The organism is Sphingobacterium sp. Mn56C (genome assembly GCF_049319645.1).
Taxonomy (GTDB): domain Bacteria; phylum Bacteroidota; class Bacteroidia; order Sphingobacteriales; family Sphingobacteriaceae; genus Sphingobacterium.
The window spans coordinates 41,309-58,238 of sequence record NZ_JBMOUC010000008.1 but is presented as its reverse complement, the minus strand read 5'-3'; the positions used below and the strand labels follow the sequence as shown (position 1 = coordinate 58,238).

Genomic DNA, 16,930 nt, shown 5'->3' with positions numbered 1-16,930 from the left:
CGTTTATAGGTAAATAATCAGTGTAGCGAATTATGTTTCAGAAATTCATCCTTGGTGTAGGGTTTGGAATTTCCTTGCTCCTAGGTGCAGTGAATACTATTTTTGGACAACAGCGGGGAGGCAGTGTTCAAGGTATTGTGACCGATGTAGAAGGAAAAGCAATAGCCTATGTAAATATTTCGGTGAAAGACCGGACTGGGGCTGTGCTGTTTAAAACTACGACGGATACGGCAGGGAAGTTTAAGCTCTCGGAGTTGCCTGTGGCTATTTATAGCTTCACTTTTACGAATATTAGCTACTTTAGAAAGCAGGTTACCGGTGTAGATGTGAAAGCCGGAGCAACGAATAATCTGATTGTAAACCTCAGGTTAAAAAGCCAGGAGATTGCCGATGTGGTGGTGGTGGGCTACGGTACGCAGCGCAAAAGTGACGTTACCGGCGCTATTTCCTCTGTTGCTGCAACGCTTTTAAAAGAGCAGCCCGTTGTCAATGTGCAGTCGGCACTGCAGGGCAAAACATCGGCTGTGCAGATTACACAGAATTCGGGCTCCCCCGGATCCATTGCTCAGGTAAGAATACGAGGACTGACTTCGATAAATAATGCCGATCCTTTGTATGTGGTAGATGGTATACCTTTGGCATCCAATGCCATAAATAGCATTGACCCTGCTTCTATTGCATCTGTCGATATTCTTAAAGATGCCTCCGCACAGGCTATTTATGGATCGCGGGGTGCTAATGGGGTGCTATTGATAAAAACAAAGTCGGGAACGGATGGCCCTGCTCAAATTACATTCAGTACCTTTCAGGGGCTGTCGAAGGTGCGTAAGTTGTTGGATATGGTTTCGGCATCCGATTATATTGCCTTACATGAGGAGGCATATAATAATGCAGGCCAGCAGTCGCCCTTTACAAAGCCGGCATCTGCTTATACCGAAACAACAAACTGGCAGCGTGAACTCTTTCGTACGGCGCATATGCAAAACTATAATGTTGCCCTTGCAGGTGGTAGCCAGCAGTTGACCTACCGCGTTAGCGGTGCATATTTGGGGCAGGATGGTACGTTAAGAGGGTCGGATTATAGAAGGCTAAATATCGCAAATACCCTAAACTTAAAACCTAAAAGTTACCTTGAATTTGGCGAAACTTTAACGCTGAATCGTTCGGTTACCCACCGTGTGGCAACAGATTTCGGTGCTAATGTGATCAACGATGCTATGGCTATGGACCCTACTATTCCTGTGCGCGACAAGGAGGGTAATTTTACGGCTACAGAATATTCAGATATCGTTAATCCGCTAGCCAAAATCCATTACCTATATAGCCATTGGCCTACGACAGCGTGGGGCTTGCTCGGTAATGTATTTATGCAGGTAAAACCATGGGCGGGGTTGCGCTTGAAATCTTCCTACAGTGTGGACCTAAAATTTTCGGATTATAAGCAATTCACACCGACCTATCAGGTAGCACCCAATTTTAATAACCCGGTATCCCGGATGTATCAGCAGAAAGATTTGGTAAACAGCTGGACCTGGGATAATACGGCAACCTATGATTTTGTACTGGCCGCCCGGCATCAGTTTACAGTGCTGGCGGGGGTATCTGCACAGCGGTATTCTTTTGATAATCTGTATGGCGCTAACCAAGGACAGCCCGGTAATGCGCCTTACCTGCACTACCTGGATGCTGGAATCTCGGGGCAGCAGGTTGGCGGCAGACAGCAAAACTGGAGTCTTTTGTCGTATATGGCCCGGGTAAATTATAACCTGGAGGACAGTTATTTTGCAACCCTAACCATCCGTCGAGATGGGTCCTCTAAATTTGGAGCAAATTATAGATACGGCAATTTCCCTTCGGCTTCCGTCGGCTGGAACCTGAAGAAGGCATCCTTTTTATCGGATGTTGAACAGGTTAATGCATTTAAAATACGTGGTAGCTGGGGGATTGTGGGTAATCAGGCCAGTGTGGGGTATTATGATTATGCCGCCGGCATACAAAACGCCTATTATGCCATCGGTCTTCCAGCCGTTGCACAGCCTACTGGCGAACCGTATAGTTTGGCAAATCCCAATTTGCGTTGGGAGCAGGTACAGCAGTGGAATGTAGGTTTTGATTATGCACTACTTAAGGATAGGCTTACAGGAACCATAGATTATTACGAAAAACGTACTGTCGATATGTTGATGCGCTTGAATATTCCTGCCATTTCCGGATATACGGAAAGTCCGCGGCAGAATGCGGGTACCATGAAAAACTCGGGTTTAGAATTTTCAATGAATTTTATGGATTCTCCTTCGCATCATTTCAGTTGGAATATTGGGGTACATTTTGCAACGATTAAAAACCGTATTGAAAAGGTAATGTGGGAAGGACAGCACATTTATAGCGGCAATATAAAACCCGGACAAACACAGCTTACCCGCGTAGGGCTGCCTGTAGCGTCATTTTATGGTTATGTGACCGACGGAATTTTCCAAAACCAGCAGGAAATCGATGGGGCAGCAAAGCAGAACCCGGGTACGGCGCCAGGAGATATCCGCTTTAAGGATCTGAACAACGACGGTGTTATTGATGAAAAAGACCAACAATTTCTGGGATCACCAATTCCGAAACTGACCTACGGCTTTAACCTGGGGGCAACGTTTAAAGGTTTCGATTTTTCGGCTTTTTTTAATGGGGTATACGGCAATAAGGTATTGGCAGCCTACCAGTATTATACCCATGGTTTTTTTATTTCGAATTATAACTTGGAGCGTGCAGCCTTAGGGCGCTGGACGGGGCCGGGCACAAGTAATACGATGCCACGCCTTACGGCCAGCGACCCCAACAATAATAGTAGGGTATCGGATTATTACCTGCAGCGAGGTTCTTTCTTGCGGTTACAAAACCTAACCTTGGGGTATACCCTAAAATCGGGTGCCATAAAGGGGTTAAAGGATACTCGTTTTTATGTGTCTGCACAAAACTTACTGACAATTACGCGCTATACCGGATACGACCCTGAGGTAGGGCAGCAGTATAGTGGTAGCGGTGGTACCCTGGATATGGGTATAGATAATGGCAATTACCCACAGAGCAAAACGGTCGCTGTCGGCGTAAATATTTCTTTTTAATAACCTTGGTAATAGAGCAGATGAAAATAATGAGATATACGTTTTTTAGTGTGTGTTTAATTTGGTTGTGTATGGGCTGTAATGGATTTTTAGACGAGGTCCCTACAGCTCAACAAGCTACAGTTAACTATTATAAAACGGCTGAGGATGCTGTGCGTGGTGTTACTGCAGCGTATCGCTTAATGAAAGACCAGGCTTATGCGGGCTATTCGCCCAGCTCCTTTGGGGATGTACGTTCTGATGATGCCCATAAAGGTGGTGGCGGTGCTTCGGATCAAGCTCTATTACAACAGCTCAAACTATTTACAGCAGGGCCTGAAAACGGATATGTCTTTAATGCCTGGCGGGATAATTTTAGAGGTGTATTTTTAGCCAATACCATTCTGCAGAAGGTACCTCCGATAGCGATGGATGCTAAGTTGAAAACTCGGGTTTTGGCCGAAGCTTATTTCTTGCGGGCTTACTATTATTTTCAGTTGGTGCGCCTGTTTGAAAGGGTACCGCTGCTGTTGGAGCCGCTGGAGAACGGTAAATATGATGTTCCACAGTCGGAGGCTACAGTGGTGCTGGCGCAGGTAGAAGCCGATTTACAAATCGCCATGCAGGGCCTGGAAAGTAAGGCACAGCAACAGAAAGAAAATTATGGGCGGGCGACTGAAGGTGCTGCCAGGGCGTTGTTGCTGGAGTTGTATATGTGGCAGCATAGGTGGGTAGACGCGCAGCAGATTGGAGACGAAATTATGCAGAGCAAAGCTTATAGTTTGGTAAATGATGTAACAGAAATATGGACCATCGCCGGCGAGTTTGGCTCTGAATCGATTTTTGAGGTCAACTGCGAGAATATTCCGGGTAAGGGAACGGGGAACTTACTTAATCTATTTATGAATCCGCGAAACACTTGGGGTTATGGTTTTATCGTGCCATCTAAGAGCCTGGTAGCTGCATTTGAGCCGGGAGATCCACGCCTTACTGCTACCGTAATACAGCACGGGCAGCTGCTACCCGATGGTACTATTGCCAACACGGCAGCCAGTGAAACTGGATACTGGAACCGTAAATATTGGCTCCCAAAAGATCAAATTCCAACTGCCACTGGCGGAACCAACGCCGATGGCCCCACCAACGATCGTATTTTTGGCCTTGCACAGGTGATGTTATGGACTGCAGAAGCGGCTTACCATAATGGAAATATCAGCTACGCTACGAGCTTGGTAAACCGTATTCGTGAGCGCGCCCGTAAGCATAGTGGAAATACAGATATGACGATTCTTCCAGCATATGCACGTGTTACCTTGGCGCAGATTTATCAGGAAATGCGGGTGGAAACCGCGCTGGGGGAGCACCGTAGGTTTTATGAGCTGGTGCGTACAGGTAGAGCCGCTGCGGTGTTACCCAATTTTAAAAAGGGTATCCACGAGCGTTTGCCCATTCCATTATCCGAAATCCAATTGAGCGCTGGGCTGCTGAAACAGAATATTGGCTATTAACGTATCCGCTTCTTATAAGGGGAAATTTACATGTATACTATAAAGACAAATGAAAAAAAGGATGACTAGAATGTTTTCAAACCTTAAGGTGCAATTCATCGCCTTGGGTCTACTGGCGTTAGGGTGCCATGCATCGCAAGCGCAAACCTTAAAAAATGTGGGTAAAGCGGTTAAGGAATGGACTGTCCCTTCGGGGAAAATAAGCTTTAACCTTAACTCCGGATTGGTAGATTACCGTTTTAATAATGGTGCCGTATTAAAAAATACCATGGGCTATGTGGATCTGCTGCATGTGGGTATTAAAACCTCTGCATCCTTCCATAAACATGCGATACAGGTTGAGGATAAGGGGACGGCAGGAGCGAAAACTACAACGGTAACCTTTAGTCATGAGGATCCAAGTGGCTTGGTGATGAGGCAGATTTTTACGCAGAAAAAAGGAGAACAGCACCTGCTGTTGCGCTTACTGCTGACCAGTAAGGATGGTCGTATGCTGGAAACCAGAAATATTAGTCCGCTAAGTCTTGATCCTAAAACTGCTGGATCGGCATATTTTCCCTGGGAGCAACCGATTGTGGTAGACCTACCTTTCGACAATGATAACTGGGGCAAACTGTTGGCTTTACCCTGGCCAAAAGAAAATCAAGATGCTATTTTAGATGGAGTTAGTCATGAGGTGGCGATGCTGTACGACCAAAAGACATATAAAGGTCTTACAATAGGTAGTTTAGAACACGACTTCTGGAAAACGGGTATTACCTACAAATCCACCCAGGAGAAGGGGATATTAACCGATTTTACAACATACGGAGGTGCTGCACGTCCGGATAACCCGAATCTTCCCATGAACTTTGGTGGGCAGGATGGCACGCATGATGTAAACCCGCATGGAACCATGTTGGCGACGGAGTTACGCTCGCCCTTAATTTTTCTGGAGGCCTCCGATGACTTCCGTATTTCGAATGTAAATTACGGTAAGGCACAGGTAGAAAGCTCGGGTAGCTTAACGTGGAACGGTAATGCTCCGATGTATTGGAATAGTTTTTCTGTGGAGGGCGTTTTAGGGCATGAGGGTATTATGATGCCGCCGGATGTTTATAAAATTATTGATTTTATAAAAGGACTCGATCAGCTTAATAAAGACGGTAAGCCGGTGTTGAGTATTGACTCTTACGACCAGGGGATTTATTCTACGCAGGTACTGAAAGAAATTGGTGACTACGCACGTGCGCATGGACAGGAGCTGGGTTTTTATTGTAGCCCATTTTCGTTATGGACCTGGAGTGACCAGATTAATAGCGCCATCCTTCCCGGTACGACGGTGCCACTGCGGGAGGTGATATTGCGTGATAACAACGACAAGCCTATTCCTTTTAAAGATGGCCAATGGGGGGCTTTTCCGATGGATCCTACCCACCCGGCAACGCGTGCTTCTATGATCAACCAGATCGAAAAGGCGCATGCCATAGGTGCTAAATTTATAAAAATTGATTTCCTGACGGCAGGTTCTTTTGAAGCCAAGAAATGGTATAACCCTCATATTCGTACAGGTATGCAGGCCTATAACTATGGTATGAAAACTTTTAAGCATCTGGTCGATTCAATTATGGGTACGGATGTATTTATCACCATGGCAATATCGCCTATGTATCCGCATCAATATGCGCATACCCGCTTCGTATCGACGGATGTGCACTCGCATCTGCGCGATAGTCAGCCGGGGTTTTCGCATTACGGCAGTACTGCAGCATCTATGATTACTGCATCACATATGGGATGGGTACAGGGCACTTTATGGCCGTATACAAATATGGATAATCTGGTGATGCGTAAGTTTCAGCAGCATACAGAGTTGACGGAAAGCGAGGTGAAGGTGCGGGTAATATCGCTGGTAACTATGGGGAGTATATTGGGCGATGGTTCCGATTACCGTGATCCTTTATCCGCGCAGCGCGCAAAGAAATACCTTAATAACCCTGCCGTTGCTGCTTACTTCCGTGCGCCCAAAGCATTTATGCCGCTAAAACTATCGGAGGGTGAAAGTATGGACCAGCAGTTGTCGTTCTACTTACCGGGGGAGCAATTTCTATTATCGGCATTTAACTTCGATGAGAAGCAGTTTTTTGAAGCCAGTTTTGACCTTCAAAAAATAGGTCTTCCAAAAGGAAATTACAAGCTGACCGACTTTTTTACGGGCCTTGAAGTCGGCAGAATTCGTCGTGGCGATAGGAAGTTGCTGATGCCTGTAAAGGTGCGAGATGCGGAGTTGTGGGTTGTCAGTAAAATAAATTAATAGTCGTAAATAAGTTTTTAAATGATGAATAGAAGAGAAGCCATCGCAAGTTTGGCCTTGCTGGCGGGAGGCATATGGATAACAAAATCCTGCGCTCCGGCGGCCGGAGAAGCGTCTATTGTGTTACAAAATTATAGCCTAAGTAAGGCGGATGAAGAATTGCTTGCTATGCTGGTGCGCAGCATCATGCCGTTGGACGGCACAGAGCCTGATGACATAAAAAACCTGCACCTCTTTGTGATGAAGATGGTAGACGACTGTCATAGCGCTGAAGAACAAAAGCAGTTTGTGGATGGACTAAAAAGCCTGAAAAATGGGGGGTGGGAGACTAAAGATCTGGGAAAGGCGAAACCATTTTCCGAAGCTACAGAAGCCGAACGTATGGCTTTAGTTGGCGATTTAAATCGTGCTGATGATGCTGTGCTTAAATCTTTTTTTGAAATAACAAAGCGTAGAACCATCCAGGGGTATACAAATTCCGAATATCTGATGAAGGGTAGGGGAACTTACGAGCTTATTCCGGGAAGATACAATGGATATGCTAAAGTATAAATTGAAGCGAAAAATTTAGATGAAAATTAAAGATAATGTGTATGATGCCATTGTAATTGGCTCGGGAATAAGTGGCGGCTGGGCCGCAAAGGAGTTAACAGAGAAGGGGCTGAAAACTTTGCTGTTGGAGCGTGGTCGTGATGTTAAACATGTTAAAGACTACCCAACCACCAATAAGTACCCATACGAGTTTGAACATCGCCTGGAGGTTACCCAAAAGTTACGGGAGGAAAACCCTATTGTGAGCAAGTGTTATGCTTTTAACGAAGATGCCGAGCATTTCTTCGTGAAGGATAAGGAGCATCCGTATAAACAGGAAAAACCTTTTGATTGGATTCGAGGGTACCAGGTTGGGGGTAAATCTTTGTTATGGGCTAGACAGACACAGCGCTGGAGCGATTTTGATTTTGAAGGTCCGCTGCGTGATGGTTTTGCCGTCGACTGGCCTATACGTTACCAAGATATTGCTCCTTGGTATGATCATGTCGAGCAGTTTGTCGGTATTGCAGGCAATAAAGATGGCTTAGCTTCATTGCCTGATGGTATCTTCCAGCCAGGATTTCCTTTGAATGCAGTTGAAGATTATTTTAAAGCGGGCATGAAGAAGCATTTTCCCGACCGCCATATGATCTCGGCACGCTGTGCCCACCTGAGCGATCCGCAGCAGGTGCATATCGACCAGGGCCGGGTAAAATGCCAGCACCGTACCTTATGTCAGCGCGGTTGCCCTTTTGGCGGCTATTTCAGTAGTAATTCATCGACATTGCCTTGGGCAGAGCGTACCGGAAATCTGACTTTACGTCCATTTTCCGTGGTAGAGTCGATTATCTATGATGATGCTACCCAAAAGGCAAAAGGTGTGCGTGTGGTGGATACGCAAACTAAGGAAAGTATGGAGTTCTATGCAAAGATTATTTTTGTGAATGCTGCAGCAATCAATACCAACCTGATCCTGTTGAATTCTACTTCTGCACGATTCCCGAATGGCTTGGGCAACGATAGTGGGGTATTAGGGCAATATGTTGCATTCCATAATTATAGCACCAAGGTATATGCCGATTATGACGGCGATCTGAATCGCTATAAGATCGATGGCCGCAATCCGGCGGGTGGTGGTTATATGCCGCGCTTCCGGAACCTGTACCAGCAGGAAACGGATTTCTTGCGTGGTTATGCCACTGGGCTGTGGGCTATGCGCTCCAGCTATCAAGATACATCGGGTTATGGTGCTGACCTCCGTGATAATATAGCGAATCCGAAGTTAGGACATTGGTGGATGGGCGCACAAATGATGGGGGAAACTATCCCTAAAGCCGGAAACAGGGTCTACTTAGATAAAAATGATAAGGATGCTTGGGGTATTCCTTTGTTAACTATCGATGTAGACTACGACGATAACGACGATAAGATGTCAAAGGATTTTGTGGAGCAGTTTAGCCTGATGTTTGAAAAGGCGGGTTTCCATAATATCCATTCGGCTATAGATAAGCAACCTCCGGGATTAGATATTCATGAAATGGGTGGCGTGCGGATGGGGAGAGATCCGAAGACCTCCATGTTGAACGAGTTTAACCAGCTGCATGCCTGTAAAAATGTGTTTGTAACCGATGGCGCCTGTATGACATCCACCTCGACGCAAAACCCATCTTTAACCTATATGGCGTTAACAGCACGCGCGGTAGCCCATGCGGTCGAAGCGTTGAAAAAAGGAGATCTGTAGGGGTTTTAAAAAGTTAACAACGTTCTGGCGCAACCATCCCTTGCTGCCAGAACGTTATTGTAGGGTTTAAATATCAGATTTTACGTTTTTCATACTGCCGTTGTATAGCACTTTTACCGTTTTTCTGTCTTTGTTATATAACTTCAGATGGGTAACAATTCCATCTTTCCAGCTCATATCAATAGTAATATTGCCCTTAGCACGCAATCCTTTTACTTCCCCCTCTTTGCTCCAATCTTTTGGTAGTGCAGGCAACAGTTCAATATGATCGGGATTGTTTTGTACCAACATTTCAGCGATGGCAGTAGCGCCGCCAAAGTTACCATCGATTTGGAAGGGAGGTCCTGCGGTAAGCATATTGCCATAGGAGCCACCGCCAGCACCATAATTGATATGGGTATCCGTACGCGGTACCAATAACTGTCGGAACAGTTTATAGGCTCTTTCGCTATCCTTTAGTTTTGCCCAATAAATCATTTTATAGGCTATAGCCCAGCTAGGGCCGTCATCACCACGTACTTCTAATGTTTTTTTCGCCGCCTCAGCCCATTCCGGTGTTCCATTAACGGTAATCTGATCAGCAGGATACAAGCCATAAAGGTGTGAAATATGGCGGTGCTCAGGGTCTGTTTCACCATACTCCTCCAACCATTCCATAATACGACCATCCTGAGCAACCTGTGCTACCGGTGGCAATTGTGGTAAACGTGCGCGTAAGGTATCTACAAAAGGGTCGTTTAATTGCAACACCTCATGGGCATGAATAACATTGCGGAATAGCTCGTTGGTAATCTGGTTGTCGATGGTAGGCCCCATACACACATTTGCATGTTGACCATTAGGGAGGTAAAAAGCATTTTCCGGCGATACCGAAGGCCCTGTTACCAGCCAGTTTTTTGTGGGATGTACCATTAAGGAAGCATTGTAAAATTGTGCAGCTCCGCGTAGAATAGGGTAGATACGTTTTAGGTATTCTACATCCTCTGTATAGGCATAATGGCTCCAAAGATTGTTGCATAACCATCCCGAACCCGCATTTGCTATACCCCAGGATGCAGCCTCTCCCGGCTCTGTATACCCCCAGATATTGGTGATAACATGTGCCACCCATCCTGGAGCATTGTAGTATGCCTTTGCTGTTTTGGCACCATTCTCCAAGAGTCCATCCACCAAATCAGCCAATGGTAATTCCAGCTCGCTCAAGTTTGCCGCGCCCAAGTGCCAATGGTTCATCTGCACATTTACATCCAGGTGGTAGTCGCCGTTCCATGGCGTTTGTATCTGGTTGGCCCATAATCCCTGCAGGTTTGGAGGTAGCAATCCCAAGCGGGTGCTGCTAATACTTAAATAACGGCCGTACTGAAAAAATAAAGCACTCAATCCCGGGTCTTGCTGCGGTTGTGATTGGTAATTTACCAAGCGTTGGTCGGTAGGCGTATTTTCCTGGTTGAAGGTACCAAAGCGTAACGACAAGCGGTTGAAAAGTTTACCAAAATTGGTTTTATGTTGCGCAAGCTCGCTATCCCATTTACTATTTTTTGCTGTGTTTATCAGCTTATTGCTACGCACCAGGAAGGGATTGTTTTTGTAGTCCGTATCGGTGGTAATATATAAAATCACCTCATCGGCATCCTTCACCTGTATGCTATTGTCGTTATAATTTACTTTACCACCTTTAGCATTTGCTGTAACGCGGGTTATAAACTGCATCCCCCTGCCATCGATACCGTTTTCCAACTGCCCAAGCATAATCAATTGATTGTTATCAATCTTTTGAATAGCCTTTTCTGCACGTGTAAGCTTAACGTTGATATTTATTTTTTTAGATTTATTAGCCTTTAAGCGTATAAAGCCAGCATCGGTGTTAAAGCTTGTAAAATATTCACGTGTATAGTGCGTATCGCCAATCTGGAAGGTTGTCGTTGCTACGGCAGACTGCAGGTCTAGTTGTCTGCGGTAGTTCGTTACGGGCGTCTTATTATCCAAGTTGTAGTCGATCAAAAGATCGCCCATCGTCTGAAAACATCCCCATTGTGGTCCGCCAGATCCAGGCCCGGTACAAATAAAGTGTTTGTTTATAAGATCTTGGGCGACCTCATTTTTGCCGGCTAAGAGTAAGTTACGGATATCATCAAGATATTTGTTGGCCTCATAGTTATTGGCATCCTGTGGTGCTCCCGACCAGAGCGTGATATCATTCAGGGTAATATTTTCCTGTTGAATTCCCCCATCAGGCATTAAGCCCAATTTACCATTTCCCAAGGGGATATGTTCTTCCCACTGTTTTGCCGGTTTATTGTACCATAGCGTAAGGTTAGGGTCTTTTTTTTGTGCGCCTGCAGCCCAGGGTAACAGGGTTATACTAAGCACGGCAATTTTTATTATATTCTTTGTAAGCATAAGATACTGTTGGTTTAATAATTTGATAAAGGCTATTTTAACTTATGCTCCGGAAAACCACTATCCTCAAGTTTAATGCGGTAAACGCCAGCTAACGCAGGGTTCGGGTCGTCTATAGCGGATGTGGTAATATACAGCTCATTAAATTCTGGGCCACCAAAGGTGCAGGAAGTAGGGTTTAATGCAGGCACAGGTATGTCGCCGACAATTTTTTGAGTATCTAGGTCGAAGATCAAGATTTTGCTTCCCCCCCAGTTAGCGATATACAATTTGCCGCTTTTTGATAGCGTCATACCATCTAATGTGGTTCCATCTGTTAAGGTAAAAATGGTTTCTGCCGTACCTAAATTTTCTCCATCGTATGGAAACTTGCGTACCGTATTAAGCTTGGAGTCTATAAAATAGAGAGAACCATCTTTAAAAACAATACCGTTAGAAATAGTAACCCCAGTTAGTAAGGCCCGGCTCGTTGCACCCTGAATATGATATAGAGTAGCATCGGGTTGTAAGGTTGCTCCGGCACCATTGTTTACATTGTTCATACTCCCCAGCAACCAATTGCCGTAGGGGTCTACAGCCCCATCGTTATAGCGGTAATTAGCTTGCTGCTCAGGCTGACTGATAAATTTTTTTTCAGATGTTTCCAGGTTAAAGGTATAGATGCCACTTTCAAGTGCAATATGTATGACATTTGGATCTTGCGTAAACGCCAGGCAACTGATATACTCTTCAAAGGTATACCCTGTAGATTCATTGGTTTTAGCATGCCAAACATAAAACTTTTTGGACATGATATCCACAAAGAATAGGGCCTGTAATCTTTCGTCCCAAAGTGGGCCTTCGCCCAAGTGTAATGGATGCTTGTGAATGATTTCCATAGTGTTAAGTGATTGTAGTGTATAAAAAAAGGTCATAAAAAAGGGGACTGCGAGATACAGCCCCCCCAATTCCTATATTTTTTTGGTCTGTTAGGAACTACTATTTAACTTCTTCTAATAAAAGAACGACAGATCTTCTGTTGTTTTCTAAAATAGGATTAATACCTACTTTCATTAAGAAATCACCAGAAAGCACCAAATCATTTTGTAAGTAGCTACCCGACTTGTACAAGTTAATTTCAGTGATTTTGTAGTTTTTATTTGCATCTAAACCATCCCATTTAATAGGGTTTGTAGTTTTAGAAACATGCGTATATTTCGTTAAGTAGTTAAACATAACCGCCTTCGATTTATCTTTACTTACATAACCCAAACTAGCGTGATTTGTTTCTCTAGGGTTTGCAAATCTATATAAGTCGCCATGCCAAACGATATCTTTGTACAAGTTGTAGTTTTTAACAGCCTCCTGTGCAAATTTTAATTCCTCATCGTGAAGCTCCTCTAAGTTTAAGTCGAAGCCCATTTTACCCATTCCAGCAACGTCAACTTTAAATTTGATGTCTTGATTACCGAAAGTGGTAATGTGGTTTGCACTAGCAATAGCAGGGAAGAACAACGAGTTTTCATATTGAATAAAAATTCTGTCGTAAGGGTCCGTGTTATCACTTGGCCAGTACTCTGTAAAGTATTTCAACGAACCGTAGTCTACACGGCCACCGCCACCAGAACACAACATCATCGGTACTTTAGGATATTTCGCACGGAATCTCTCCAACACCTTGTACAATCCGAAAGTGTAGTCTGTATAGAAGTTGTTTTGATCTTTTTGGTACGCTGAATATGCATTATAAATTACCGCATTACAGTCCCACTTCACATAAGCCAAACCTGGGTTGTCGGTAAATAATTTATCCATCATATTAAAGATGAAATCCTGCACTTCAGGGTTTGAAAGGTCTAATACCAATTGGTTTCTGAAATAGTACTCGTCACGAGCCGGTTGTTTTACGACCCATTTCGGGTGTTTTTCGTACAACTCACTCTTCGGGCTTACCATCTCCGGCTCTACCCAAATACCAAATTCAACACCTGTTTTTTTCGCTTCTTTAACAATAGAGAAGATACCGTTAGGAAGTTTCTTTTTATTTACCTCCCAGTCGCCTAATGCCGAAGTATCTGCATTTCTAGGGTATTTATTTCCAAACCAGCCATCATCCAATAAGAATAAATCAACGCCTAATTTTTTAGTGTTTTCTAATAGGTGAGAGATTTTTTTCTCATCGAAATCAAAGTACGTGCTCTCCCAGTTATTCAATAACGTAAGGCGCTCTCCGTTGCCATCCAATAAGCGGCTATTGCGTGCCCACTCGTGTAAGTTACGGCTACCTTGACCCAAACCTTGCGTCGATAAAGTGAAAGTAAAACGTGGGGTAACAAACTCTTTATTAGGTGCTAAAGAGTAATGAGACGCATAATTGTTGATACCCGCAATAATACGTACATTTTCTTGTGGGTCCTTTTCGAAGTCTACACGGAAGTTACCAGACCAGTCTAAGCCACCCAATAACACTGTACCTTCATTTTCAGCAATCGGATTATCGATAGATAAAGCAAAGTACGAAGTTTGGAAAAGGTTTGTTCTCGACCCTAGTTTGCTATCCAATGTTTTAATGCCGTGTGTTAATTTTTGTGTTTCCGGCTGCATCTCTGCAATCCAGTCGCCATGGTAGTTTCTTAAATAAAAATCAGAACCTTTAACACTGATATTTGCAGATGCATATTTCACCAATTTAACAGCTTTTTTCTCCTGATGTTTTATCACCGCCCACTGCTCAATTACATTCTCCTTAACATTCGTTAAGTAGTGTAACTCCACAAAGAAAGGGTATACCTGATCTTTTAACGTTACGACAACATGCTTTTGGTTAGGCGATTTATCTTCAATTTTGTGATCCACATATTTCAAATCTAAAGCCTGGTTTCCGTCGGCATGCTCTACACTAATGGCAGGCTCCAACAAGTTACGCGTACCAGAAGCGGTATAAGCCGATTGGTACATATTGGTATAATCGTGTGCCTGTTTATATTGACCGTTGATTTTACGGTATTCTTTTTCGTCTTTTAATTTTTTGCCTAGGTAGATTGTATTGACATCTTTGTTTTCTTCGATGCTTAATACCATCGCAAACTTATCCGTATTTAATACGATGTCTTTTTCGGTTTTAAGGATGAGCTGTGTCTGTTGAGGAAATGCCTTTATACAATAAAAGGCTAAAAATAAAATTAGGATGTTTTTTTTCATTATTTGTTTTTGTTTGTTTGCATTTTAACCGGAAAAATAGCTGTTTTGAGGCTAATAATCAATTAAAAATTGTCAAAACTATAATACATACAGTGTTTAAATTCTTGGGATGGCAGCAATACAGCTGATTTATAGCTTTCTATGTTTGGTGTATTTGGCGCATAGTGCGGTTCGCAGCATAAACCTTGAAATGGCCGGAATGGCACATCAAGAAATTCAGCGAAATAGAGCTGCATTGCCGGATAATCGCTGGCAACAGTTAACCGCCGTCCGCTCAGGCTTTCCTCCAGCACGGCGATATCCTTCACCTCCGAGCCGTCGTTTACGAAATAGTTTACATTACATAAAGGGCCTTTCACATTTTTTACCGGCTGTGGTTTTCGTAAATCATAAAGGCTATGTGCTACCGTTTGTATAAAAGGAGCTTCCGGTAGGTGTTGTACGTTCAATGGCGCATAGGTATCTGCATGCACCGTAATTAGGTGCGTATCGATATGCTCCTGTGCATCGGATAAATTAAAATACATGTGGTTTGTTAAATTTACCAAGGTGGGTTTATCCGTTGTTGCCTGATAAAAAATTTGCAGCTGGTTCGCTGCGGTAAGCACATATTTCGTCGTCACGTTCAGATTTCCGGGGTATCCTTCCTCAGCATCGGGACTAAATAAGCCCAATGTTAACGTATCCGATGTATGCTCGATAAGGGACCATGTTTTCTTGTCAAAACCCGTAAAACCACCATGAATATGATTTCCGCTGTCTCCTTCATTTTGTGTTAAGACAATTTTTTCTCCCTGTAAGGTAAAAGAGCCAGCAGCAATACGATTGGCATAACGCCCTACCGTACTTCCCATATGGTAAGGATCGGTACGGTAATCGTCTAAAGCTTTATACCCTAAGATGACATCTGTTAAGCATCCTGATTTTGTTGGCACACGAATAGCTGCAATTCTCGCTCCCCAATCCAAGACCTCTACCTGCATATTATTTGCGTTTTTTATCAGAAAACTTTTCATTCATCAATAATTTGTTTTTATTTTGGATTTGTTATCATAAAATGCTTACCCACAAGAAACGGTGTAAGTTATTGCACTTCAGCAAATTTAGCCAGTTGTATGTGCTAAATGGATAGAGTTAATTTTCATTTAGATGGATTATATTATTATCTATAGGTGTTGCAGTGTTATAATTATGAATTAATTAGGTTTAGCGGGTATAGCTAGGCTTAACGAGGGTTTATCAATACGTAGGTTATAAAATGGAAACAAAAATGAAGCAAGACGGTTTTGATGGCGAGATTAGAATCGTTGTCCCTCCTTTGGTACTTAAGGAGAGTGCGCAGCATGCTCGGTTTGATAATTATACGATTACTGATATTGGCTTTTACCCTAAAGCCAAGCATCACTATGTAAACCGTCCGAAGGGAAGTGACGAATTTATTCTGCTACACTGTGTGGCCGGAAGAGGTGAGGTGATTATAAACAAGGAAAAGCATATACTGGAAGCAAACCAGTATATTATGATACCGCAGCATATAGCGCACTCCTATGAGGCCGATTCGCTAAATCCTTGGACCATTTATTGGATGCATTTTTTCGGGTCTGAGGCCCAGACTATTGCCGATGACCTGTACAAAAGGGTGCAGCAACGTATAAACACCATGCCATTTGATGGGGCTATAAATGCGACATTTATGCGTTTTTGTCAGCTGTTAGCGAAGGGATATAGCCGCGAGATTTTAGATTTTATTGCCTTAAATCTACCTCAGTTTTTTAGTGCTTACCTGTACCCCGATCTGCTTAAAGATAATGCCGATGCCGATAAAGATGTCATCAATCAGTCGATTATTTTCCTAAAAGAAAATGTCGGTAACCGGGTAGGTTTAGCCAGCATTGCCGAGAATGTTCACCTCTCGGTATCCCATTTCAGTAAGCTTTTTAAGGCGCGAACAGGTTACTCCCCGATAGAGTACCTGAACCACTTAAAGATTCAAAAAGCCTGCTATCTTTTGCAGTTTTCAGATAAAAGGGTATCCGTTATATCGTACGACTTAGGTTTCGACGACCAGTACTATTTCTCGCGATTATTTAAGGAACATATGGGGGTATCGCCATCGCACTACCGAAACAGTCTGCTTCATGATAATAATAAAGTCCATTAATTCAGGTTAATTGTACATTTAGAC

At 43.6% G+C, this 16,930-nt stretch carries 10 protein-coding genes; 6 read left to right on the top strand and 4 right to left on the bottom strand.

The window, feature by feature from the left end:
* The first annotated feature begins 32 nt into the window (after positions 1-32).
* From ACL9RF_RS16065 to ACL9RF_RS16045, 5 genes are all read left to right on the top strand, one after another.
* The gene (locus tag ACL9RF_RS16065; RefSeq protein WP_422801657.1) at positions 33-3,113 is read left to right on the top strand and encodes a SusC/RagA family TonB-linked outer membrane protein; all 3,081 of its coding nucleotides are present in this window, start codon (positions 33-35) and stop codon (positions 3,111-3,113) included.
* A gap of 20 nt (positions 3,114-3,133) precedes the next feature.
* Positions 3,134-4,600 (top strand): RagB/SusD family nutrient uptake outer membrane protein, encoded by a 1,467-nt coding sequence (locus tag ACL9RF_RS16060; RefSeq protein WP_422801656.1) that lies wholly within the window; start codon positions 3,134-3,136, stop codon positions 4,598-4,600.
* Between the two features lie 70 nt (positions 4,601-4,670).
* Complete coding sequence (locus ACL9RF_RS16055; RefSeq protein WP_422801655.1) at positions 4,671-6,893, top strand: hypothetical protein; 2,223 nt, start codon at positions 4,671-4,673, stop codon at positions 6,891-6,893.
* A 21-nt stretch (positions 6,894-6,914) separates the two neighbouring features.
* Positions 6,915-7,445, top strand: coding sequence for a gluconate 2-dehydrogenase subunit 3 family protein (locus ACL9RF_RS16050; protein WP_422801654.1), 531 nt, complete (start codon positions 6,915-6,917; stop codon positions 7,443-7,445).
* Between the two features lie 19 nt (positions 7,446-7,464).
* Positions 7,465-9,165, top strand: coding sequence for a GMC oxidoreductase (locus tag ACL9RF_RS16045; protein WP_422801653.1), 1,701 nt, complete (start codon positions 7,465-7,467; stop codon positions 9,163-9,165).
* A 66-nt stretch (positions 9,166-9,231) separates the two neighbouring features.
* Here the strand turns inward: ACL9RF_RS16045 and ACL9RF_RS16040 are convergent, their stop codons facing one another.
* From ACL9RF_RS16040 to ACL9RF_RS16025, 4 genes are all read right to left on the bottom strand, one after another.
* Positions 9,232-11,565, bottom strand: a complete 2,334-nt coding sequence (locus ACL9RF_RS16040) for a glycoside hydrolase family 95 protein (protein WP_422801652.1) — start codon at positions 11,563-11,565, stop codon at positions 9,232-9,234.
* A gap of 32 nt (positions 11,566-11,597) precedes the next feature.
* Complete coding sequence (locus tag ACL9RF_RS16035; RefSeq protein ID WP_422801651.1) at positions 11,598-12,443, bottom strand: SMP-30/gluconolactonase/LRE family protein; 846 nt, start codon at positions 12,441-12,443, stop codon at positions 11,598-11,600.
* Positions 12,444-12,543: 100 nt separating this feature from the next.
* A complete protein-coding gene (locus ACL9RF_RS16030) occupies positions 12,544-14,745 on the bottom strand; it encodes an alpha-galactosidase (RefSeq protein WP_422801650.1) in 2,202 nt (733 codons plus the stop codon).
* A gap of 62 nt (positions 14,746-14,807) precedes the next feature.
* Positions 14,808-15,761, bottom strand: a complete 954-nt coding sequence (locus ACL9RF_RS16025) for an aldose epimerase family protein (RefSeq protein ID WP_422801649.1) — start codon at positions 15,759-15,761, stop codon at positions 14,808-14,810.
* Between the two features lie 242 nt (positions 15,762-16,003).
* Here ACL9RF_RS16025 and ACL9RF_RS16020 point away from each other — a divergent pair, with 242 nt between their 5' ends.
* Positions 16,004-16,906: a helix-turn-helix domain-containing protein gene (locus ACL9RF_RS16020; protein ID WP_422801648.1), complete on the top strand. Its 903-nt coding sequence runs from the start codon at positions 16,004-16,006 to the stop codon at positions 16,904-16,906.
* Positions 16,907-16,930: the final 24 nt, after the last annotated feature.